Raw genomic sequence first — 24100 nt, forward strand, 5'->3', positions numbered from 1 at the left:
ATTAAGTTGCCACTCTTTAAAACAGCAATATCATTGAGGGGCAACACATGAAAAAGTTTAAATTAAATGCATATGGTTTATTATTGTGTGCAGTAGCACTCAGTTCAGCTGCTTTAGCCAAACCCGAACAGCGAAAAGACCGTACTAACAAGAGGCACGAAAAGCAACCGATAGGTGTCTCGCTTCCGACTTTTAGCGAAGAAGACCTAACACTTCAACAAATCATTTCTAATCTGAATTTGGTCGAAACCATACCTGATGTTAGTAGTTTGCCCCATATTTCTGAGCCCATACCTCAGCTGGGTATGAAATTATTTTTTACCAAATCACTAGGGGGCGAAAAGACGGTCGCGTGTGCAAGCTGTCATCACCCCCGCTTAGGTGGCGCCGATGGCCTATCGCTGCCCATTGGCACCAATGCATTAGAACCAGATGTTGTTGGGCCGCTTAGAGTTGTAAATGGAGAAATAAATATTCCAAGGAATTCTCCAACCATTTTTAATTCAGGCCTCGCTGAATCAAGTTTATTTTGGGATGGCAGAGTCGAGAAGGTAACATCAACAGATAATTTGGGGAATGAAATTACTTTCATTAGTACACCAGATTCTGGCTTTGGTCAGCCGGACAACAACGCAAGCTCAGACCTGGTCTCAACACTTTCTCGTTTTCCGGTTACGTCTGTAGAAGAAATGCGAGGCGCTGCATTTCCGAATGCGCAAAATAATGAGTCGGTGCGAGAGCATATAGCGGCGAGATTAGGAAATTACGGCTCTGGTACCAATGATCTGGAAAAAAACACATGGTTACAAGAATTTAGAAAGGCATTTAATAGTCAGCAAGGCGCCGAATCACTCATCACCTTTGATAGTATCGCAATGGCACTTGGACAATACCAATCTTCGGTCAAGCTCGTCAATACACCTTGGCACAAGTATTTGAAGGGAGAGCTAAGAGCGCTTAGCGACAAACAGAAAAGAGGCGCGTCGCTCTTCTTTACTCAAATTTCAGAAGGTGGAGCGGGTTGCGTAAACTGTCATGGCGGGACGAGATTTAGCAATGACAGATTCTTTAATCTCGCATTTCCACAATTTGGTATCGGATTAGACGATCAAAATACAGACGTCGGAAGGTTCGCTATTGACGCACAACAACAGCATATGTTCGGTTTTCGGGTACCCAGTTTGCTAAATATCGAGCTTACAGCGCCTTATGGACACTCAGGCGCTTACGAGTCTCTAGAGGAGGTCGTAGCCCATTATGTAAACCCAGTAAATGCCATAGACGCTTTTTTTGCAAAAGGCGGGGCGTGTGGACTAGCGCAATTTAAACATGACCCTAATTGTGAAACGTTAAATGTTAACGCCATAGAAAACAGCCAAGCAGCACTTGCGCTTTTACAGCTTTCACCTTTTGTTGCGCCACCACTTGATTCCGAGCAACAATCTGATTTAGTTTCGTTCTTAAAGTCGCTCACCGATGATTGCGCAAGATCGCCCCGATGTGTTCGTCGTTTTGAGCCTGGCCCGCACACTTTAGATCCTGATAATTTAAGATTACGAGTCCAAAACGCACTTTTAGGAAGAATTTAAACACCGTGGGTGACAACACACGACAAATGCAACAGTCTATAATTGAGCTTGATGAATGCATTATATTCTCAAGCTCACTCCCTCTAATCTTTGGTTTTTTCTCCTACACGCTCAATCCACTTTCAATGATTTAAAAGTAGCGGCACTAAAATATACTCTAAAGTTCTCCTTGCGCAGTACAAGATGCCAAACGATAGGCGTGCTATCAATTAAGTTTAATAGAGTAAGGACTATTGCCATCTATCAACGCGCTTCATATCTTTGGCAAAAGTGGACGAAAATGCCCGCATCTTGGCCTTTAATAATGACTCTCTACCCATAGCATGCCTTGTATAAATCAATTCAGCCGAGCCCACATACTTAATCCATGCCCGGACAAAAATTTCGGCATATTCTTTTTTAACACCAATAACGTTCGGCACTGCATGATAGTCTTTTCGAGCCCACCCCAAAAACGCGCCCTCGCGAACAACTAGATATCTTGGGTTATCGATTGGCGCAAGTACTTCTGCTACCGTATCTGCAAACAACGATGACTCATAAAAAGTGCCCCCCGTTAAAGCAATCATTAAACTACCATCTGGCAAAGACGCAGTTTTTACGTCTAACGACCTCAATGGGGTAACCAGTTTGTCGGTTTTGGCGAGTGACTCCAGTACCGCTTTTCCGATTTGCGCGAGAGAACCATCAACAGGCAAATGCAGCAAAGCAACACGAATTGCACTAATTGTACTCGGTAAATTTGCGACAAACACATAGCCTAAACCGGCTGCTACGCACCAAAGCGCGACTGTCAGCGAACGAAAATTCACTAACATCGAAGCACCCGTAGCCAACACACTGCACGAGCCTAGCACTAATTCCTTAATCAGATACTTGAATGTATTTTTCAACTGATATGCTTTAAAACTTTCAAGCTTTGGTGTTACTACCGAGGGCAGTGTTCGACCACTTGTTTCCACTACCAGAGCATCACGCCATTTAGACGGCAATGATTCTATACGGTTAAACCGCGAAAGCATTTGCTTGTTATTTGCATAAACTGCATATTTATTTCGCTTGTGGTTGTTTAAATACGTGGACAGTTTAGTATTTAGCCTTTCAAATCCGCTCTCTATAGAGTTGCCTTTCTCAGACAAACCAACAAAAGTTAAAAATCGTTTTTGAAGATTGTTAAAATCAATCAGACCAGAATAGCTCTCTCTATCGACCGCCACTAAATGCCAAACACTACTGACCTTGTCAGTATTTTCTTTGTCAATCCTTATTGCTCTGCCTCGCATCTGGTTAGTGAGCATGAAAGACCCAACCGAACTGGCTAAGATTAACGAATTAACTGCGGGGGCATCCCAGCCTTCTCCCAGCAATGCGCGAGTACCAACCAGTGTTTTAAGATGGCCACCACACAGTAACTTGGTAAAGAAAGTGGTAAGTTGATTTAGTGGCCCTTTAATTTCATGAAAATCCAACAAATCGTTGATCGGTACAGATGACAGCTTACTTGCGTTCTCTTCTAACTCAATTAAGTGCAGTTTACTTTTATGGATAATAGATAATCGACCAGTTAGCAATGCGATGTCTTCGCTTGCAGGAGAGCTCTGGACCAAACGTTCAAAAATAGGCCAACTACCGAGGTTTACTTTACCTATGTTTCTGTCTGCTGATAGCGCTTCATCTCTGATATAGTCGGTTAATATAACTTGTCTTAAATTGCTTGCTCTTTTTTTTAACTCTACTCGGTGAATGTCGAGACAGCCATTAATTTTAGCCACACTTAATGACAATGATCTTTCAAGTTTTTTTGAATGCTCTAGCGTGAGCTCTCGTTTATAGAGTAACTCTGCCGCTCTCAACTGCTTTTTCAAATCTACCACGAAAAGGCTCTGAGTCTCATTCAAATCAAAGGTAGATGAAAACAATATGCCTTCGATTAATTTTTGCCACCAATGCCGACTCAAATGTGGAATGTCTCTATGCTCTAAGTCTAAGAGCGCAAGGCAAGCCTTGGAAACTTGGATTTGCTTAAATTTTAGAAGTGACAAAATAGCTATTAGCAGGTTTGGGGTTTTTACAATATCTTTTGCGTACTCCTCTGGTTGCTTCAGCCATTTATGTTCCATGCATAGTTCAAGAAGCGTTTCATCGTTTAATAAGCTGTCACACAACTGTTTAACACGGCCATCGAATTCTCGTATCTTTTCCTTTTCGCCTGCGGTCACATCAACTGCCCATACATAGTCTTGGTGTGGGCATAGGGTACGGGCTTTAACTAGTTCAGGAACTGAAATCTCTTCGTCGATTGGACCGCAAAGCTGCTCATATTTACTCCATTCATGTCCACTAGCGTCGTAAGGTGGGGTAGCTGTTAGTGACACCAATATGATATCTGGAATTGCTTCAAGAACGTTAATCAGTGCTTTCCACCACTCTTGCCTCAAGTGATGTGCTTCATCTAAGATCAGAACTTTAATATTTGAACTTTTAAGGTGGGCAATAAAATCGTTTAACTCCTTTGTATTGAGACAAGCTGTCTCCGATTCTTCGTTCAAATCATCATCGATGTCATCAACACCCTTCATCTTTGCATGTAAAGCTTGATAGGTTATGGATGTAAAAACTTTTGGCCAATCTAAATTATTGCTAGTCCACTCCAACTTAAAAGGGTCGTCGCAATCAATAAAGTCTCTGAGTCTATCTATCCATTGGTCCCGAATAACTCTGGTTGGAGACAATATTAATGCGCGCTGCCCAAGCCTTTTGAAAACTTCTATCCCTAATGTCGTCTTACCAGCTCCAGGCGCTGCGACTATATGCAGTTTTCTGTCATCTAGGTGCTCGTTTACAGCATTTAGTGCACGCTCCTGATAGGGACGCCAATTAAACTTGAAACTTAATTGATTGAAATCCATATAAAATACAATACCTTTACCACGTTACAACAATGGTAAATGCTTCTGTCGTTCATTCCAACAACTGTATTCGCTATTTTATGTCGGGCTATCATGCCAATAGCAAATAATGCCTTGTTAGATAAATAAAAGGGGGCAATGAAACCACATTGCCCCCTTTTATTTATCATTAAGCCCTGTCTATTGCTTTATTTAAATCGATTATTTAGAAATACGATAACTTAAAGTCACATTCTGATAGGGTAAAAAGCCTCTGATCCCAACATGCCAAACCCCTGGCTTTGCATTTTCAATGTTACAGGTTTCGCGGCTTCCCCATTTATACGGTCTGCAATCGAACCTAAAGAATCGCGGTTTTTTGTTGTTTCTTAAGTACAGATCGGCTTCACCCATACCATCTATCGAGACTTCTAAGTTAGAGTAACCTTCCGGTACCTCAAACGAGAACCTTTGCCACCAAAACCATCCAAATAAACCTTCTACTTTACCTTCAATGGTAGGAAATGGATTTTCGGTCTGAAGCTCAATAACTATCGGGTCGTGATCTGAAGAGCGATAGCTGTGCTGCGCATATAACGACTGAATGTGTTTATCAGATTTGTACTCAACATTGTAGTCAAGTGCGACAGGCTCATCGGCATTGATATGCCAATTGGATACGGCAACGACTTTATCCGCCATAGAACTGCTTGCGAACGCATGATCTAAACTGCCAAGGCGGCCCTTAAACACATAAGAGTAACCAAGGCTATCACTCGTTAAGCGTGAGCTTAGGTTCTCATAGCCCAAATTTACCATTTCAGTAATAGGGTCTTCCATCGCATAGGCGTTAAAGTCACCTAACACAATGGTATCTTCGTCAATAACATCTGTTGGATTGGTTGCTATCCAGCGGTTGAATTCGTTTACCGCATTAACCCTTGTTTGATTCCAGCAACCTTGTCCATCATTTTGATCCTGATCCAGTCCTTCAGCTCTACTACAACTTCCTTTGGAGCGTAAATGATTCACAGCTACATTGAATACATCCCCTGTGGCTAAGTCTTCAAAGCTTTGAACTACTGGTGGGCGATTTCCATAATCAAATGGAACTGCGTCGGTGTAAGCCGCTTGGCCTACTTCTTTGACTTTGTTAGAACGATAGACAATGGCAGACATAATCGCGTCTGTGCCTATCTTTTCTACATTAAATTTTACGTACGTGTAGTCATTGTTTGGGTCGTTCTCTGATAGTGTTCTGGTAAGTTCTCCAAGCGCGCTTAAATCACCAAAGCCATCGTTTTCCATTTCAAGAATACCGACAACGTCAGCATCTAAGTTTATCATTGCATTGACGAGTTTCGCTTTTTGACGCTCGTACTCTATTGCTGAATCGGCACCGCGTTCCGTCGGAAATCCACCACCTAAGCCATCGCCATTAAAGAAGTTGAGTACGTTGACACTTGCAATACGTAAGTTGCCATCTGCTGCTAAAACAGGCTGTTCCGGTCTGTTATTTGTGCTAATAAACTGTGGTGAGCTAACTGGGTGAACACGGTATTGCCCGTAGCTGTATCCAATAACACCTTCAATATTTGTTACTTTATCTCCGAGTCTAACTGTATTGTAAGCGTCTAGTTCAGGAGTAGGGTAGGGAATTACCTCTGGGTTTTGTAATGTAGAACCATCATCTAGTGTAATTTCTTTGAGTTTATTTTCAGCCTCGATACGGTTTGCGACCTCGCCCGGCGCTCCGACTTGGGTTCCCTGATACAGTCGCTCGGTACCTAGCTTTATTTCGCCATAGCGTTTTAGGCCATAAGTATCATTCACGACCATATCATTGGTGATATTGACAAGCATGCCTTCATACGGTTCTAATCCATCAGTTGAAGGGAGAGTGACGTTCGAGCTAACCACAGGTGCACTGCCACATAACGCAATACCTGTGACATTATTGAGTTGAGTTTGTCCATAAACTTCCTTAACCGTACCCGCTACTTTTACTACATCGCCAACATTTACGGATTCAGCCGAATAATTTACAAAAACCCCCTCAGAGGTCAATGCGTTGTCATCTTGATCATTAACTTCTTCTTGCAGGAAAAAGCCTTTTAGCTGATTGTCCTGTTGCAAAGATGCAGTAACTACACCTTGCACCTGAACCATCTCATCTATGATTGGACTTGAATCAAATTCACCCTGTATATCATGAATAAATACATTCTGTTCGTTACAAACAATTGTTGGAGGCTCTACAGGTCCGCTAGAATTGTGTTCACCAACGTTAGAAAAGTCATCCTTATCTAGTGCAATCCACTGCACTGAAGGAATGAATTCGTCACCAGGGTTGTTATCACCTACCGCAACCGTACTGGCTCGAACCAAACTCTTGTCTTTTGTAGATACACCTTGATCTGACCAAGCAGAACCTGGGTCTACACCCACTTGGCCGAGACTGTCTATTACAACGCCGTTATGTTCTAAGGTGATTGCATCATCACCATTGTACCAACTGCCATCTTTTTGTTGTTGTGCTTTTAATCTCAATGCATCAGTTGCCCTTGCATGAGCGATGACGTAAGTAGCTTTTGGTTCAATGCTACCTTCTAAAGTAATTGTATTTCCCGCCGTACTTTTACCGTTAAAGTAAAACTTTAACGCATATTCACTTAAATCAATTGCACTGTCGGATGTGTTGTAAATTTCTATCGCTTTGTTGTAACTACTTCCTTCAACATATTCTGACACTATAAGTGACGCTTCTGCCGGTGCCATCATGCTCGCAATGGCCGAAGCCAAAAGTGTTTTTTTTAACATAGTTATTTTTCCATTTGCTTAAGTTAGGCATAAATAAATTAATTTCCAAACACGACACTCTATATGAAAAATATTTCATTTGTAATATTTTTGTACATTTTTTGATAACTTAGAGCACGCTTTTAAAGTTAAAAATCTTCAGCTTGAAAGGTTAAGTAACCACTAAGATTGGCAAGTTTTAGGAGGTAGCATTTAGAACCTTTCATATTTAATCAACAATAACATGGAGTTGTAATTACAATTTGTTATTAGGCCGCAGCGAACAGCCATTTTAAAGTAATATGTTATAACAACCTATTCCAACACATGTGTGTATATTTTTTGACCGAACCTTTCTTCTACGTTAGTGTTTTAAAGTCAAACCAATTGACTAATTATGAAGCGGGTTTGACAACACAACAACATGTAAAACTTATACAGCATTAAAAGGAAAAATTAATGAATCCGATACGACTAGCTCAGCTTGGTGTGGTTGCCACCTGTTTTTACAGCACAGTATCAGTCGCACACACCGATGACGTTCAGCTTACTCATCACCGGCCAATAAAGCAGATTACCAAAGAGATTAAATGCACAAATAATCCACAAGCGCTAAGCAACGCGCTCGAAAAAGCGTATCAGTCGCAAAATATACGATTTGTGATTTCAGGTGAGTGCCGTGGACCTATCAAAATTCAAAGATCTGGTATTGAAATTGTAAACGACAGTGGCATGTCTGGCTCCCTGCGAGTCCGCGCTAGAGACAAAGGGGTGGGCAGTGCGATTCTCATAGAATCTAGCTCTGTAAAGCTGGACAACTTTAATATCGATGTGCCAAATGGTGTGGTAGCTGTTGAAGCAAAAGCAAATGCAACGCTGACGCTAAACCATATAACAACCAATGCGAAGGCCGCTGAGCAAACCCCATTTTATCAGTTTGTGATCAAAGACAATAGTACAGCCTACCTATCTGAGCTTTCTGGTAACACAGTCGGCATATACAACAGTTCATATGCAAACTTTATTGAAGACTGCGACCAAATAAAAGTAGATGTTTATGACACCTCTGCGGGATACTCAAAAAGTGAAAATCACTTTCGCTCAGTGCAAGTAGCAGGAAATGGTTATTTTTTAGCTGATGATGAGAGCCACATTAACTTGCTCATGGTTTGGAGTAAAGGCGCCGCTGAAATCAATAATGAGAGTAGTGTTGGAGCACTTCAAATGGGAGGCCAAAGCCTCTTTGCAGCATATAAAAACTCAACAATTTCTGGCCCTTATAGCTTATGGGGCAACATTGTTTTCGAGCTTGAACACTCAAAGGCCTACAACTGGAAAGCGGTTACCAAACCAAATTCTATTATTGCTGGGCATAACGCGACGGTAAATGGTATTTTTTATCCAGATTGGCAGTGGACAGGGCAAGATAGCAAATAACGACTGTTTATGTATAAGCGCCTCTCGGCGCTTTTTATACGCTAACTGAGGTAATCAATATAAATACAGATCTTCGCACATTGTGCACTAAAAGAGGGAGATGCCGTGATGACCGCATTATGCTCTTGCTCTAACCAGTCTTTACCTTTAAACAATGCTATATCACCATCACATAAAGAGTTAACATCACTGCTTTTTGGCTGAATAATAGTTGGAGAAATTTGGTTTTTCTCTAGTGGTGCATATTTAATAAACTGTTTTTCTACCCATCGCTCACCACTACCGCCCAATGTTGATACCATTTTAACAACCCCATTTTGCTCATGAAACGCAGGGCTTAGACCTTGTATGCATGGTAATATCCTTAGGCCTATTTCCTTTGGTTCCAATAGTGCCTCAAACATTTCACACATTAACGCGATATGTTGATAGATTAAATCGCCATGAGTCGTGGTCTTAAAAAGCAATTCAACTTCTTTTAACAGCTCTTCACTGATTGTACCTTGATATTGAAACCCTTCATAATTTGCCTTTTTAACATAACTCTGGGCAGCTTGAGTCAGAGCCCAAGAAGAAGAGGAACAATAACACGCAAGCGACGTATCTATGTCATATATATTTGAAAGTACGCCTGCTACTTCGTCGATAAGATATTTAGGGCCATTTACCACTTCTGTGGCCTGTGCTGTGTCGAGCATATAAAATTAATTGTTATGTGATAATGTTGCAACATTAGCATTTAATGACGCGCTAATAAAGATAGCAAGTTAAATTAATTACGAATAGGAATTAATATCATCAAGAAAGGTAACAAATGTCGCCAAAATTAGCTTGGCAGACTTAAAATCTGCCAAGCCAGTATTGATGTGTCTATCAGACCAAAACGCTTATAACACGTACACGCAAGAAGAGTGCACAATGGATAATTAAATTAATCAATTTTAAAGTTGTCCATGGTCCGCTGCAGCGTATCACTGTTCAATTTCATGTCAGCAAACAGTTTCTTCAATGCAATAGACGTTTCGAGCTCATCATTAGCAGCTTCCAAAACTGCGGTGGTGCTGGTGGATATATCTTGCGCTACGGTAGATTGCTGCTGCGCAGCGGTCGCAACCGAGGTGGTAAGTTGTTCAACATGTGTACTGTGTTGGCTTACCTGCATCGAAACGCCTCGAGTTTCTTCAACTTCTTTCATTATTTCACCAGCAAGCTCGGTATTATCTTTAATCGCATTTACAACGCTTTGACTGATATCGTTGAGGTCGCTGAGTAACGACGAAATCTGCTCCGAGGATTCTTTACTATTATTTGCAAGCCCTCGAACCTCGTCAGCTACAACGGCAAAACCACGCCCATGTTCACCAGCCCTTGCAGCTTCGATTGCAGCATTCAATGCGAGTAAATTTGTCTGATCAGCAACACTGCGAATTGAGTCCAAAATGGTGTTAATTTCACCCACTTGTTTTTCCATATTCGCGGCCAGCTCATTTACATTGTCCATGCTATCAGACAGCGTATTCATTGCGTCTAAGTTTCTTTGATTGTCTTCTAGAAGCTTTTTAGACTCATTATTTAATTGATCACTCGCATTGAGGGTATCAGATGCTGAGCGAGCAATTTCCTCACTCGTGGCAGCCATTTCTTCTATCGCGGCTGCAATACTTGACGCCATGCTTTGCGTACGTTGAGCATCTTCATTCACATGACTCGCAGCCTTATCCATCTCTTCACCTAATTGGGTCCCTACATTTATGGATTTAGACAAACCAAGTAACAAATCCTTAAATGCGAATACAGTATTATGGATAGATTCTGATATTTGACCTAGCTCATCACTGGTTTTCAATCGAACATCTAGGGTTAAATCACCTTCTTTAGCCACCTTTTCCAAAATACCGGTTAAATGGTTCAATTCATGTTTCAATGATGTGACTAAATGTAGGTTAATCATGATGATGACAGTCATCGCAATGATAAATGCCACAATAATAAATAGGCTTTGCTCGGTCAGCTCGCCTTTAACAGCAGCGCTATGCGCCACAGTCAACGCCCACTGGTTTTCGAGCACTTTTTTCACCGCCACAATTTGCTGTGTTGCTTTTGGAAACCATTGCGTACTAGGAAGTAGCGAGTCAAAATTAGGGTTATCTTCTTTTATTAGGTAGTTAATGACGCTATCGAGTTCCTTTGCGCGGCTGTCAGACATTGCTTCTTTGTATAAGCGTAATTGTTCTCCCTCTAATGCAGCTTCTAGTTGTTCCTTCAAAATTCCTAGCTGTGTTTGAAAGTAAGTCAGCTCTCCACGTACCTGAGAGTTAATCGTTTTTTTAGCAAGCACACCATTTATCTTTCCTCTAAGCTGCCCTTTGCGCTCTTTGCTCTTTGCGAGTAAAAATGCCAGTGACAATTTTGAGGCTAAGTCCCGATTGCTGATATATGCCTGCATTCTCGTTGCGGTATCAATTGCAACCTGATTTAAATGACTGTAGTACTTAAATGCGTTTTTTCCGTTTTGCCTATCAACTTCACGTCTAATTGCAGCTTTCTGGCTCAGCTCGTTAAAAAGAAAAGGAAGCCACTTTTCAACCTTTTCATCATCTGGAAACTGTTCTTGAACCATACCTCTTACAACTCTTTCAGACATATCTGCTTTAATCCTTTGCGCATCTACTAATTGCTTTTTTTGAGGGGAGAGGCTTCCGAGATAACCTGCTGTTAGTCCTCGTTCGACAGCATGATGATGGGCTACTTTTTCTATCGCATCTAATAATTTAATATACTCGATGTCTTGGTTAGTAGATGAAAAATCTTGCCAATACTGAGTCGCCACTTTAGCAAGCAGAATAAAAATAAAAGCGATAAGGGCAAGAGAGCTAATAATTGTAAGCTGCAAGATTGATAAGCGCTTAAGAAAGTGCATTTATTTCTCCGAGGCGTTAACCAATGCACATAAGTACAGCAATGTGCTGATAATTTTTCCTTAAATATAAGATAGTCAAAAATCGCTAACCTATATAATTTTCATTACAAATTTCGCCGTTCCACACCCATCATTAGAAATGTTAACACTATGTAATAATATGTAATAGCAACGCAATATGCTTTCGCTACACTCCCATGTGCAACATTTAATTAACTTATGTTTTCAACGAGTGTTGCAAAAGCTCGCCTCCTATTAGAGGCATTTTTTATATGAACAAGGAGTTTCATTATGAAAGTTTTAACTGGTTTATTATTCGGCACTTTGGTGTCTGCTTCATTCTCAACTCTAAGCGCGCCTGAGTCCTATGGCATATTGTTTTTGGACAGAAGTGGTTCAATGATGATCAAGCGTCCAGACAACCAATCTCGTTGTGCTTTTTCTAAACAGCAGGCTATCAGTAAAATGAGTAAGTTCTTTCTAGATAGCTCTATTAATGGCCAAAAGTTGAACATCAAAACGTTTGCTTCTGGTGGTCAAATCCAATCAATCACCAATGGCTTCGTTGATTTTTCATCAGCATTTATGGCGCTTTCACAGCTAGATGGTGAGGGTTGTACTGGTATGACGGCCTTAGCAGAGGCAATGTGTGATGGTGCAGACGAACTGCGCTTAAACTACTCTGTAGAAGCAAGCCAAGGCGCAATTTTGCGCGTTTATGGTTCAACTGATGGCGATGAAAATCACAGCCCAGTGAGTAACTGTGGTGGCAGTGGCTGGCAAGCAGAAGTCGCAAACAAGTATTTATATGAACAGCCGCCTGTACAATTTAACGCTACAATCTATACAGGTACGGTTCAATCCATTGCAAATCTCAATAATAAAATGGACGCTGCGATAGCAAAAGACTTGCCTGCTTACGCGCTTGCACCAAAGCATTACGCACAGTCTTTACCAACGTTCGATTTCTTGAAGAAGCTAGCCGCTCAAACAGGTGGTACAGTTGAAGAGATCAGTGACAATGACGGTAACCCAGGTGAGTGGTAAGAATTGCCTGTTAACTTAGAGCTATCTTAGAGCTATAGTCGACATAACAAGGGGTATCAAGAATGGTACCTCTTGGGTCGCTGTTCTTAACTTATTGAATTGGTGTTATTTACAAATACGTTTGGTATATTGGGACTAATAAGAAAAACACCCATACAACAATGATCAAGATAACCCTGCTTTTTATTTTAAGTTTCGCTTCGTTTTCTGTCGCTGCACAACCTCTCACGGTCACTGATGTCAAATTTGTAGAAGGTAATCGACACCTCAATCAGATCCTCATTACTTTCAACCAAGCAATAGCAAAGCATGGGCAAGTACCGACATCAGCACAAATAAGGGCAATAGAGCTAGACGAAAAACTCAAAAAGCAATGTCGTTGGCGCTACCAGAGGTTAAATCAAATCAGTTGCGATACTTATGTTAAAACACCAGCTTACATGCCAATAAAGGTAGCAGTGACAAAGCATTTTGTAGGTAAAGGCAAACAAGTAAACAACCGTTTTCAACACATATGGGTGAACAAACGCTTTCCCGTAGATGAGACTAAAGTAAATGAACATGAACTCTCTGTCACTTTTACAACCCCGTTTGAAGCGGATCAACAAGCAATTGCAGCCATACTCGATGCAGTGCGCATTAAACTCGACCGCACAACTACAAAGCCCTCAAATACTGAGCTGATACGTATAAATGACACACAAACAAAGCTTGTTTTCAAATTTAAAGAGCCTATAAACAAACTGAATATTGAACTCGTATTACCTCAAGGGTTTAAAGCGACAGAAGCTCATCAAGCGACGTATTCAAAAACTGTGTTATATCAGCAAAAAGCTTATTCAGATACCCCGAAATTTATTGGGCTTTTTTGTGAGACGTCACATAATGATAGGACTAATACACGATTCACTTTAATAGAGAGCGCGAGCGAGAAGTCCTGTCCACCAGAGAATCTAGCATTTGCATTTACACATGCACTTAGCAACAAACATGACTTATCAAAGGTTATAACTACATCTTTGAATTCACACCCGATAAAAGTAAACAAAAAGTCTAAAGAGGATCGCTTTCACTATTATAGTGTTAACTTACAAGGCGACACCGAATACCAATTTGACTTATCAGCCTTGACCACGGCGGGGGGCGAGGGCTTCGAAAATACAGGTTTATTACTTTCATATAAAACGGGTAAAGAAAGTACTTACTGGCGCACGCGTGACTATTTAGGCAAGCAGTTTAAATCAAACGAATCCGCGACACTTCGCCTTGAGCATAGAAATGCAATGGATCTCAAGGCACAGTATTTTCCGGCCACAAACGCGACAGAATTGCTAAATTTTCTGAACACTAACAATAAACAAAGTTTATTTACGCCCACGCAGCTAAATTCAGCAAATGACAATAAACTTCGTCATCAACACCTACCAGTCGCCGAGCACCTGAGTCATTCTAGTGGTGTCATCATTTACAATTTGACAGGGCAGAGTAGTAAAAGTCAGTCTCAGTCCGAGACAGGCTTTAAGAATAAAAGCGTCGCGTTAAGTGTTTCAGATTTTGAGTTAAAAGCGTTTATGGGTGCTGGGTTGTATGTTTCAACAACGAGTTTTGAAACAGGTTCGCCAGTCCAAGCAAAAATAAAGCTTGTGTGTCCGAACATGTATAAACCTGCATTGATTGGTTCAACTAACGTTGATGGTGAACTTAATATCTCTTATACAAGTTGGCTCAAATTTGAGGGCAAATCAATGCAAAATTGCTGGCTTTGGGCCACCAGCAAAGAGTCAAAAGCGGTATTGGAAATAGAACAACGCCCTGAAACAAAAATTGTTGCCAAGGCTGTTTTTAGCCAACCCGTTTATACCCCAAATACACCTATTGATTTTACTTTGCTTGCAAAAAGGCACACTGAAAATGGCTTAAAAACGCTCAAAAACAATCTCAATATCACCATACACCGGTTCAACAATAAGCTTCACACGCCAATTGAAATAGAAGCGACCGCAATATCCGAACACGGTTTAATGCAATTCGAGCTACCCGAAGGATTAAGTGAAACCGGGGTTTATTGGTTAGAAGCTCAATACAATGGCTCACCCACAAAAGTAAACGGGTATTTCAAGGTTACGGAATTCATTCCACCTGAGGTTGAATTTAACTGGCGTCATTCAGATAGCGCAACAAAGTTGGCACCTTTTACTGTGCAAGTGACAGGCAAAACCTTTAATGGATTTGCTGTTCAAAACTTTTCAGGCGTACTTAGCCATCAATATGACCACATGTACCGAGCCCCAGATGGCTGGCCTGCGAATTTTGAGTACAGTGATCGCGATGAGTTAGCAGCCAACTTAAGAAGGGCTGTAAAAACCGAATTGCAATCAAAAGGAGAAGTCGGTGAATTAAAGTTAAAACTAAAACCAGATCTACCTCTAGTCCAAATTAGGCTAAATGGCACCGTCATTTCTGAAACTGGGGAAAGTACGTTTTACAGAGCAAGCATACCTTATTTTTCTAGGGAACATTATATCGGCACAAAACAGCAAAACTATCAATTCGATGTCATTGCAGTAGAGCCGTCGGGCAAACAGATTCAAACTCAAACGCACGTCAATATTGTTCATGAAGATGGGAAGGCCACCGAACTATGTTCTGGGAAGACCCCATTTAGTTGCGAAATACCTGCGGATCTTTCGGGAAGAATCACCTTTGAATTAGTGAGCGCTGATGGTAAGTACACGTGGTTACGTTCACATTATGTATACCCAGATCAACCAGATGACGAGGTAAAAACAGCCCCCTTAGAGCTCGAGGGTAAAGCACAAACAGTGGTGGGTAGCGATTATGAACTCAGTATAACGTCGAATAGAGCAGGGGATGCACTCCTTTTCATTAATGCGGGTGAATATAAAAAAATAAAACACATACATTTAGTTGAAGGCAGTAACTCTGAACAAATAAACATTTCTCAAAAACACCTGCCAGGAATCAAGATTCATGTCTTTATGCCTTTTAGCCCCCAAGCGCAAGCGGAGCTTAAATCCCTGCATAGTGACCAGCTCAAATTGCTGTTCGATAAACTTAAGTCACAATACGAGCATTTTCCAACAAGTCAAAACAACTTTGTATTGCCCAAAAAGCCAAGTATTTTGGGCGAAATAGACAGTAAACGCGTTAGCGTCATTACAGCAGACCCCCTCGAGCTAAAGGCTACTCACGCAGTTACAACAAAATCAAATAGTGTGCTGTCAGTGACGCTTGAAAGTAATCAAAACACAGACGTGCAACTTTGGCTCGTGAACGATGCGCTTTTTGATGTTAGCTACACCCGCGCCGAAGATGTTTCTTTTGAAGATTTATACAACGCGTATTTGTATGAGCTGCCTTTTAAGCCAGCCCATAACTTAAAAGAGTGGATGATTGCACCTGAATTCACTGAGCACTCCGAGATGCTCGCGCATTTTGCGTCCACGCATCATGACGTTCAAATGCGAAGGCGGTTAGCTTCTATGCCTCCCTCTCAGTCTATGTCGCCTTTAGCCCAATCGGTATGGCTACCACCAATTACATTAAAAGCGAAAAAGTCACGGACGATAGACGTGCCGTTACCACAGTTAATTGGACGTTGGAAACTATTTGCACTTGGTGCAAACGAGACGAACCATGCAAGATATGAGGGGGATATAACGACTTCAGCCGCAATAGAATATAGCCTTTACGTACCACCTAAGGTTTTTAAAAACGACAAAGCGGTCATGAGAGTCGTTGCAACTAACCGCACAAACCGAGTATTACAAGACCGGCTAGATATTTCCATAAACAACAGTGGCGCTAAAACATACGACATTGACCTGCATAAACAACAAAGCTTCACACTCGACATACCGATCAAGACTTCGGACATGGGTCACTACCAAATTGCGCTTAAAAGTGAGCAAGACAGGACACGAAATCAAATCGCTAACTACGAAGTTTTATCAGCCACATACCAAGACCTACGCTCGGTAAAAATGGCTCCGAGCCAAACAACGCCGAGCATTATGCTGCCCTCCAATGAAAAAGTATTAAAAAGCTATGCAATTCCAACTAATCAACTCGCACCGGATTGGTCGGGGCTTTTGAAGTACCACACTCGTTATCCGCATCAATGTTGGGAGCAAACACTATCTAGAGCAGTCAGCCTCACCAATAACCCAATGACTAGAGAAACGAACGTAGCTTTGCATAAGACTCTACATGCTAGCAATAAACACAATGCTCGAAATGACGGGTATAGCTACTTTCTAAACGCCAAAACAGACCCTTTTTTAACTGCTTATACGTTATTGGCAAATCAGTGGTTAAAAGACTCTGCCTATCAGTTCAATGTAGACAGAAGTTTAATCGACACGCAAGTCAATAGGTTCTCAGATACAGATACAAATCAAACTCAAATTGCTTATACGTCTAAACTAACCCCCTATGCAAACGATTGGTTATTGTGGGCACTAGCAGAACAGGGAGAAATAAATTTAAAGGACGTTAAGAGGGTTAGGGCAAAAGGCGTTTTAGATAGCACAAGTAACTTGATTCAATTGCTGGCGATGAAATCTGCTGGTGGTGATCAGGCTCAAATTGAAAAAGCGTTAGAGCGCATTGTATCTGACGGTTATCAAGACAGTAGTTATACATCTTTAAATTCTAATCAAGATAAGTGCTTGGCCGTTATGCTCACTGAACGCCAAAGCCTTAAAGACGACCTTGCCAAACAAGTGATAAGCAAACAAATTCAAGTTGGGCACTTCGGCAACACCTTAAACGATGCACTGTGTACAAGAGCACTTAAAAATAGGCCTGTCACAGAGGCTTTGCACGTAAACCTGCGCGCAGAAAACACCCACAATAAGGTGACCGAGTATAAAATACATACGAACCAAGTTAATGCGGGTTTTTATCTCAATATTGACTACGAAAAGCACTATATTAGCGATAAAGCGTCGTTCAATGGCGTTGGCATTTCCAAAAAATTTCAAGTAATGACTGGAAAGGAATGGCAAGAAGTTTCTGAAAACGAGATTAAGGTTGGCCAATTGGTTAAAGTGCGGCTTTCTGCGTTTAGCCCAATTCCACGAACCCATGTCCTAATAACGGATACCCTGCCAAAAGGTCTTGTTGCCCTAAACCCTCTACACAGACAAAAGCATTACGCGAATTGGTTAGGAGAAAGTACTGTACAAACCTTGCCGAATATAAACAGCAAGGGGCAAATAGTCTGGCACAGGTATCAGATTTCGGACGGCGTAACAATATTTGAATACTTGGCTGAAGCAAGGTTTAATGGAGACTACATATCACCAGCCGCGAACATCGAGCTTATGTATGCCCCAGAGATAAACGGTAATTCAGACGCTAAAATGATAGCAATTCAAAGAAAATAGCTGGGTAGTTATAACAAGCACGTGTTTTCAATTTTCGTATTCAATGGATTTAATAATGAAGAAGTTTTTATATCTTTTAGTTTTTTTATTTTCGTCTTTTCAGTTACATGCCATGGATTTGTCTGACACCGCTGCACAATGGAAGGCCCGATGTGCAGGTGAAAGTCAAAATGAACTAGAGACACCACAAGCGGCAATCTATATATGCACAATGAGCTTCGTTTACTATTTAACAGGGTTAGTTGCCCCCAATATTCCAGCAGAAGAAATGCTAGTGCCCTGCGCTGAATTTGATATAACTGAAACTGCTCCTGAATTCGTGAATTTTATAGAAAATAATAGCGCATATGAGCAAGAAAAAATGGCCGATGTATTACCCAAGTTCTTTCAACTAAGTAAAAGTTGCACATAAAAAGTTAAAATAGCATGTTGGTTCAAAGGAGTTGATAAAGCATTGCTAATGTGCTTTATCGTGGAATATAAAATTTAGCAATATCAGTTTACGTTCTAAAAGAGGTTAAAGCGAGATGCAGGCCTCTGATATTACTTGCTTAAAAGAGCTTAAAGATGAACCCCATAAACACAAAGGTATGTTTAAGAAGCCCCGTTTAAAGCCCCGAGCCAATGGGTTATCTTGAGCTAGCAAAGCTATTAACAATCTATATTAAAACTAGCAGTTACAAAAGACCAACCGAAATAAAATGATATTGTAACCTTCACTCAAAAAGCTAAATGCCTCTTTACTCACTTAATGCTACAAAATATAATTCGCGCCCCCCAATTTTGCAAAAATATTATATGAGATTAATTTTCGCGCTATTTTTACTTTTATCTGTATTTAGCAAGCAATCTATTGCTAAAACAACATGGATACCAGTGAGCACCGATTCTATTATGGTACTAATACCTTTTGTCCCTAAATACCAGTTGCCTGCGACCACCAGTATTAATGTCGAAACCTTAAACGGGAAAAAGACATTAGTCTGGGATGATGTGCTTCATGCTAGTACTTATGTAATTGAAGTATTAGACCAGAATGGAAACTGGTTGTACAAAACAACCACATCCCAAACCTACATCGTATTGGATGAAAGCTACTCTTCTTATTTCCAAGTAAGAGTGCAAGCTTGTAACTATTTATCATGTGTAAATACGGGCATACCTTCCGCTGGTAAAACAGTCGGTGAAAACGTTATTTATATCCACACTGACCTTCTCGGCAGCCCACTAAAAGAAACTTACTAAGAATCCGCTCAAATTTAAAATGAAAATAAAGAATGTAATTTTTGGCGCAATAGCAGCGAGTGCGTCAATTAATGTATCTAGCCAGACACTAACTTATCTCGAAAAAGATACCGAAACTCGCGCATTAAGTGCAACTGCAGAGAGTTCAAGTGGTGACGCTTATGACCCCATCAGTGGTTCGTTAAGTTTTGCTGTAACTGATGTGTCTTTACCAGGTAACTTCGAACTACCCGTAGAGTTTAGACGTACTTTTAGCCCTTTTTCTTTTCAGTCTGCTCTTGGAGATTTGAGCTCAACAGGAATGGGGCAATGGCTAATAGATGTGCCCTATATTCGAGCACATTATGTCGACACCAGTGAAAATATCTATAACTATAATTTATACAAAAGTGGTAAAGGGTGGGGTAATGGCTATGAATGTACTCACACTTCAGAAGAGTACACATATTCAGTGAGATCTGGCAGCCAAAAACAGATCTATCCCCATACATTTTGGCAGGGAAAATTATTACATATCCCGAATCAGATTTCAGAGCCGTTAGTTAAAGGCAAAGGTGAGTTTGAAGGCAAGCAAATCACAAAGAGCCAGTACCTAGTTTCGAGTTGTTTTACTCGTACAGATGGAGACGGTCAAGGTTTTATCGTTACGTCACCCAATGGCGTAAAATATACATTTGATCATGAGATAACTCGGCCCCACGGCTTATCACCTCCAATTGGCAATGCAGGTCGACGTGGCATGATGATGGCCACAAAAATAGAAGATAAATTTGGTAACACTGTTCATTATCATTATTCTGGCAATAAATTAAACAAGATATCGGCATCGGATGGCCGTGTTATTACAATACACTATTCAGGCGATATGATATCGAGAGTGTCAGCAAATGGCAGAAGTTGGTACTATGGTTATATCAATAACAAACTCAGAACGGTAACATTACCAAATAATACGAGTTGGACTTACCCGTCAGCATTTTACGAGCAACAATACCGTGCAGTGGCGAAAACGAAAAGCGCCTCATATGACAATCCTGGTGTATGTGATATCAGTGATACACAGGATACCAGTGTAAAATCGTTTACGGTCGCTACGCCTACTGGGTTGAACATTAAGTATGGCCTGCAAAACATATTTCATGGCAGGCATGATGTTTTCGCCCATGTAAATAACCCCAACCACTTAGATTCTATACCGACTTACTATTTCACTAATTTAAATTGTAGTGTCAGACGCAACCTTGTATTCAAGTCAATCTCGGGCAATATCGACAAAGATATTAATTGGCAATATAGCTACTCGCAAAATGCGGGTCTTTACCAAAGCAATGGCAACGACATTCCAAATAAAGTCAACAGTGCGATTACTCGCCGTATTGACGTCCCCATGCCCTATGGTAAGCCTGACTCTATATCCTCTGCTAATGATGTCAAAACAGTGACCATTACGGGGGAAGGCAAAAAAACTGTTTTTTATATCAATAGACATACTAACAGTTCTGTCGAAAATCGCATCGTAGCTGAAGACCATGTAGAGCTAGAAAGTAATAAATTACTAAAGCGGGTAGTGTACAACTTTAAAATAGGTGATAACTTTTGGGATACCTGCGGAAAGTTAGATGCCTTGAACTCTTCTCTACCGTTTTGTGACATGGTGACGAACGAAGCTGCGCTAGATAATCGAATTAATTTATACCAACGTACTGAAAAAATTTATGACGATTCAGCCAGCTCATCAACGGTATATAAAACGACTTACAAATCCTATGACAAATATGGCTACCCGCTAACCATTATTTCTGGGAATAATAAACCAGCTTTAAGTAGCAGGCCAAATCGTTATGATACATATAGTTACCAACACAACACAGATATCTGGGAGCTTGGGAATATTAAATACCACCGAGTTCAAAACTACGAAACACTTGGTACAGCGGTAAGTCATACAAATTATTATTCTTTTGCTCCTTACAATGTCAAATATATTTCTAAGTATGGAAAAGTTCAAAAGCGTTTTGTTGCTTATCACACTGATGGAAACATAAAACGTATTGAATTACCAAATACGCTTAGCTCTGGATCAGGGAATCAGTACGTTGAATATCAACTCTACAAACGCGGTATACCTAGAAAAGTAGTAGTACCTGAACCTAAATCAAGTACACGCATGGCCAGATTTACAGAAGTTGATGACAATGGGTGGGTTACTAGTGAAACAAACTTTAATGGAGTAAAAACGAGTTTCGACTACGATTCGATTGGAAGGTTAACTGCCATTGACTTTCAAAACGACGATAAGAATACATGGCTTGACTATAAAATCACTTGGAGTGGTAATACACAACAAACAATTGAGCGCTGTGCACTAAACTCATATAAGACTGCTTGTAGTACAGGGGCGAAATTTAGAACGATTAATCAGTTTGATGGTTTAGGTCGGCTTACTAAAGTTACTGACTCTGACTTATCGGACCATAGGGCTCCTCTATACAGAACACGCTACAAACGATTTAAATACAATCATTTAAATCAGAATACGTTCACCTCTTATGTTTCTTCATCAGCAGTCGAGTCTAAAGGCATCACAACTACTTTTGATGCCTTGGGAAGAATAAAGACATCATCTAAAGCTGGAATGGGAACCGTAAACTATGAGTATATATCAGGTCATGAAGTTAAAGTAATTGATGCAAAAGGGAATGAAACAAAAAATACTTATCATGCATATAGTTCGCCCGATTTCAATAAGCTGCGATTAGTTGAGTCTCCTGAAAATGTAACCACAGAAGTTCAATATGATGTTTTTGGTAAAGTCAAAAGAGTTACCCAATCTGGAAATGGCATTTCTTTTAAGGAAACTCGATATTACAACCCCGCTCATCAGTTATGTTCAATTGTTCGCAGCGATACTGGCAGTACTACATACTTCAAATATACCGATGACGGACGCCTTAAATGGAAGCAGGTCGGTGATAGTTTAGGCTGTAATAGAAAATCGTCGGCTGCTATTACTTATACCTATAACAATCTTAGCAAGATCGACTCTATTAGTTACCCAAAACTACCAGATACCAAATTTGACTACGACAAGCAAGGAAACCTTATATCCCTAGTATCTGGAGGGATTAAACAAACCTACAACTACAACGGGTTAAACCTAGTAGAAAGTGAACAACTGACAATAGATAGTAAGCCAACTTTAAACATAGAATATGGTTACGATGGCTTCGCAAATCGTTCATTTATAAAGTACCCTAACGGTACTCACCTGAGCTATAAAATGAACGGATTTGGCGAACCTACTCAAGTTGCTTCGCTCAATAGCGCGGGTTCGACCAAGCAGTTTTATGCCGCACAAGTCCAGTATTACCCTCATGGCTTGTTAAAGGGGTTCACTTACGGTAATGGAGTCAAACACTCATCTAACATAAACCCTTATACATGGCTTCCTGAAACAGTTGAAGATTCAAGGGGATCAACCGCTATAGTAGATTTGCACTACAGTTATGATAGCAATAGCAATGTTACTAGCTTAATCAACTCTGTTGACCAATCACTAAGCTTAACACATCTAAGCTATGACGGTTTAGATCGCTTAGTTAGTACAGCAGGTGGAAGTAAAATAGGTGGTAGTACTATAAGATACGATGCTCTTGGTAACATAACTTATTATAAGACAAAGCGTTCAACACTTACTTATAATTACAATTACACAAATAACCGTCTTGAAAGTGTCTCGAATGGCAGCAAGAACGTTCGCACTTTTAGCTATGATCATGCAGGCAATGTAACAAACAATGGTCAGTATTCTCTTAGCTATGCAGCTAATAACCAAATGCTAGAAGCCAATGGAAATAGCTACAGATACGATGGGTTCAATAGGCGTGTAGAACGCAATGAGAAAGGTTCGTTACACTATAGCTTTTACGGGAAGAACGGCGAGCTTTTTTATACGGAAAAAGGCAATGTTAGTGGAGAAGGTGTAAATTACATCTACCTAGGGAAAAAGCTGATTGCTAAAACGGGTAATGTAGTACCAAAGCAAAATACGGAACAACAAGGTTACTTACCTTATGGAGACTCTGTTTCTCCAAGTCGGGACGACATAGGATATACCGGCCACAAGTTTGATACAGACCTTGGATTGGTTTATATGCAGGCACGATACTATGATCCGGTTATAGGGCGGTTTTATTCGAATGATCCTATTGGGGTCCGTGATATTCATAGCTTTAATCGTTATGCTTATGCGAATAATAATCCTTATAGGTATACAGATCCAGATGGCAAAAGTTCAAGGCCAACATTGCTGAGAAGACCGTCAAAAGTTGCAAGAGAAAACAATATTGTTGCGGAAGCAATTACTGGAGTACTAGCGGAGAACCTTCCCGATGGCGCAGCAAAGAACTTTTTTAAAGACACTAACAGTGCTCTAAAAACTCTGAATAAAGTTGGCCGAAGCGGAGCCATGACTCAAGCTAAGAAAGATGCCAAAGTCCCAAGAACTCAAAGGCCACTATCAGTTGATAAAGTCAAGATGACAGATGGCAATGGACAAACCATGAAAGACTCTCAAGGTAATGTAGTTTACACTAGAGAATATACGCACCAGACCACAAACGGTAAAACTGTAGTCATCCAAGACCATTCTGCTGGTCACGAAAAGGGGGGGCAAGGTCCACATTTAAATGTAAGGCCTATAGAAAATACTCGAACAGGGAAAGTTGAAGGTACAAAAGCTCATTATGAATTTGATAAATAGGA

Annotated in this window: 11 protein-coding genes; 7 read left to right on the forward strand and 4 right to left on the reverse strand. The window is 40.6% G+C overall.

The window, feature by feature from the left end:
- Window positions 1-47 precede the first annotated feature (47 nt).
- Window positions 48-1589: a cytochrome-c peroxidase gene (locus tag N480_RS02480; protein ID WP_063370951.1), complete on the forward strand. Its 1542-nt coding sequence runs from the start codon at window positions 48-50 to the stop codon at window positions 1587-1589.
- A gap of 230 nt (window positions 1590-1819) precedes the next feature.
- On the opposite strand, the gene N480_RS02485 is transcribed toward N480_RS02480, so the two are convergent.
- Window positions 1820-4498 (reverse strand): DEAD/DEAH box helicase family protein, encoded by a 2679-nt coding sequence (locus N480_RS02485; protein ID WP_063370952.1) that lies wholly within the window; start codon window positions 4496-4498, stop codon window positions 1820-1822.
- 201 nt (window positions 4499-4699) lie between these two features.
- Complete coding sequence (locus N480_RS02490; RefSeq protein WP_063370953.1) at window positions 4700-7297, reverse strand: ExeM/NucH family extracellular endonuclease; 2598 nt, start codon at window positions 7295-7297, stop codon at window positions 4700-4702.
- A gap of 438 nt (window positions 7298-7735) precedes the next feature.
- Between N480_RS02490 and N480_RS02495 the strand changes: the two genes are divergently transcribed.
- Window positions 7736-8713, forward strand: a complete 978-nt coding sequence (locus tag N480_RS02495) for a hypothetical protein (protein WP_063370954.1) — start codon at window positions 7736-7738, stop codon at window positions 8711-8713.
- Window positions 8714-8754: 41 nt separating this feature from the next.
- Here the strand turns inward: N480_RS02495 and N480_RS02500 are convergent, their stop codons facing one another.
- Together N480_RS02500 and N480_RS02505 are read right to left on the reverse strand one after the other, a co-directional pair.
- Window positions 8755-9411 (reverse strand): DUF1826 domain-containing protein, encoded by a 657-nt coding sequence (locus N480_RS02500; protein WP_063370955.1) that lies wholly within the window; start codon window positions 9409-9411, stop codon window positions 8755-8757.
- Window positions 9412-9644: 233 nt separating this feature from the next.
- Window positions 9645-11633: a methyl-accepting chemotaxis protein gene (locus N480_RS02505; protein ID WP_063370956.1), complete on the reverse strand. Its 1989-nt coding sequence runs from the start codon at window positions 11631-11633 to the stop codon at window positions 9645-9647.
- Window positions 11634-11924: 291 nt separating this feature from the next.
- Here N480_RS02505 and N480_RS02510 point away from each other — a divergent pair, with 291 nt between their 5' ends.
- From N480_RS02510 to N480_RS02530, 5 genes are all read left to right on the forward strand, one after another.
- Window positions 11925-12680, forward strand: a complete 756-nt coding sequence (locus tag N480_RS02510; protein ID WP_155732741.1) for a VWA domain-containing protein — start codon at window positions 11925-11927, stop codon at window positions 12678-12680.
- A gap of 161 nt (window positions 12681-12841) precedes the next feature.
- Window positions 12842-18091 (forward strand): hypothetical protein, encoded by a 5250-nt coding sequence (locus N480_RS02515; protein ID WP_063370958.1) that lies wholly within the window; start codon window positions 12842-12844, stop codon window positions 18089-18091.
- A 55-nt stretch (window positions 18092-18146) separates the two neighbouring features.
- Window positions 18147-18503 carry a hypothetical protein gene (locus N480_RS02520; RefSeq protein WP_063370959.1) on the forward strand — a complete coding sequence of 119 codons (357 nt, stop codon included), beginning with the start codon at window positions 18147-18149 and terminating at the stop codon, window positions 18501-18503.
- A gap of 386 nt (window positions 18504-18889) precedes the next feature.
- Window positions 18890-19336, forward strand: a complete 447-nt coding sequence (locus N480_RS02525; protein WP_155732742.1) for a hypothetical protein — start codon at window positions 18890-18892, stop codon at window positions 19334-19336.
- 19 nt (window positions 19337-19355) lie between these two features.
- Complete coding sequence (locus N480_RS02530) at window positions 19356-24098, forward strand: RHS repeat-associated core domain-containing protein (RefSeq protein ID WP_063370961.1); 4743 nt, start codon at window positions 19356-19358, stop codon at window positions 24096-24098.
- Window positions 24099-24100 lie beyond the last annotated feature (2 nt).

The organism is Pseudoalteromonas luteoviolacea S2607 (assembly GCF_001625575.1).
GTDB classification, from domain to species: domain Bacteria; phylum Pseudomonadota; class Gammaproteobacteria; order Enterobacterales; family Alteromonadaceae; genus Pseudoalteromonas; species Pseudoalteromonas luteoviolacea_E.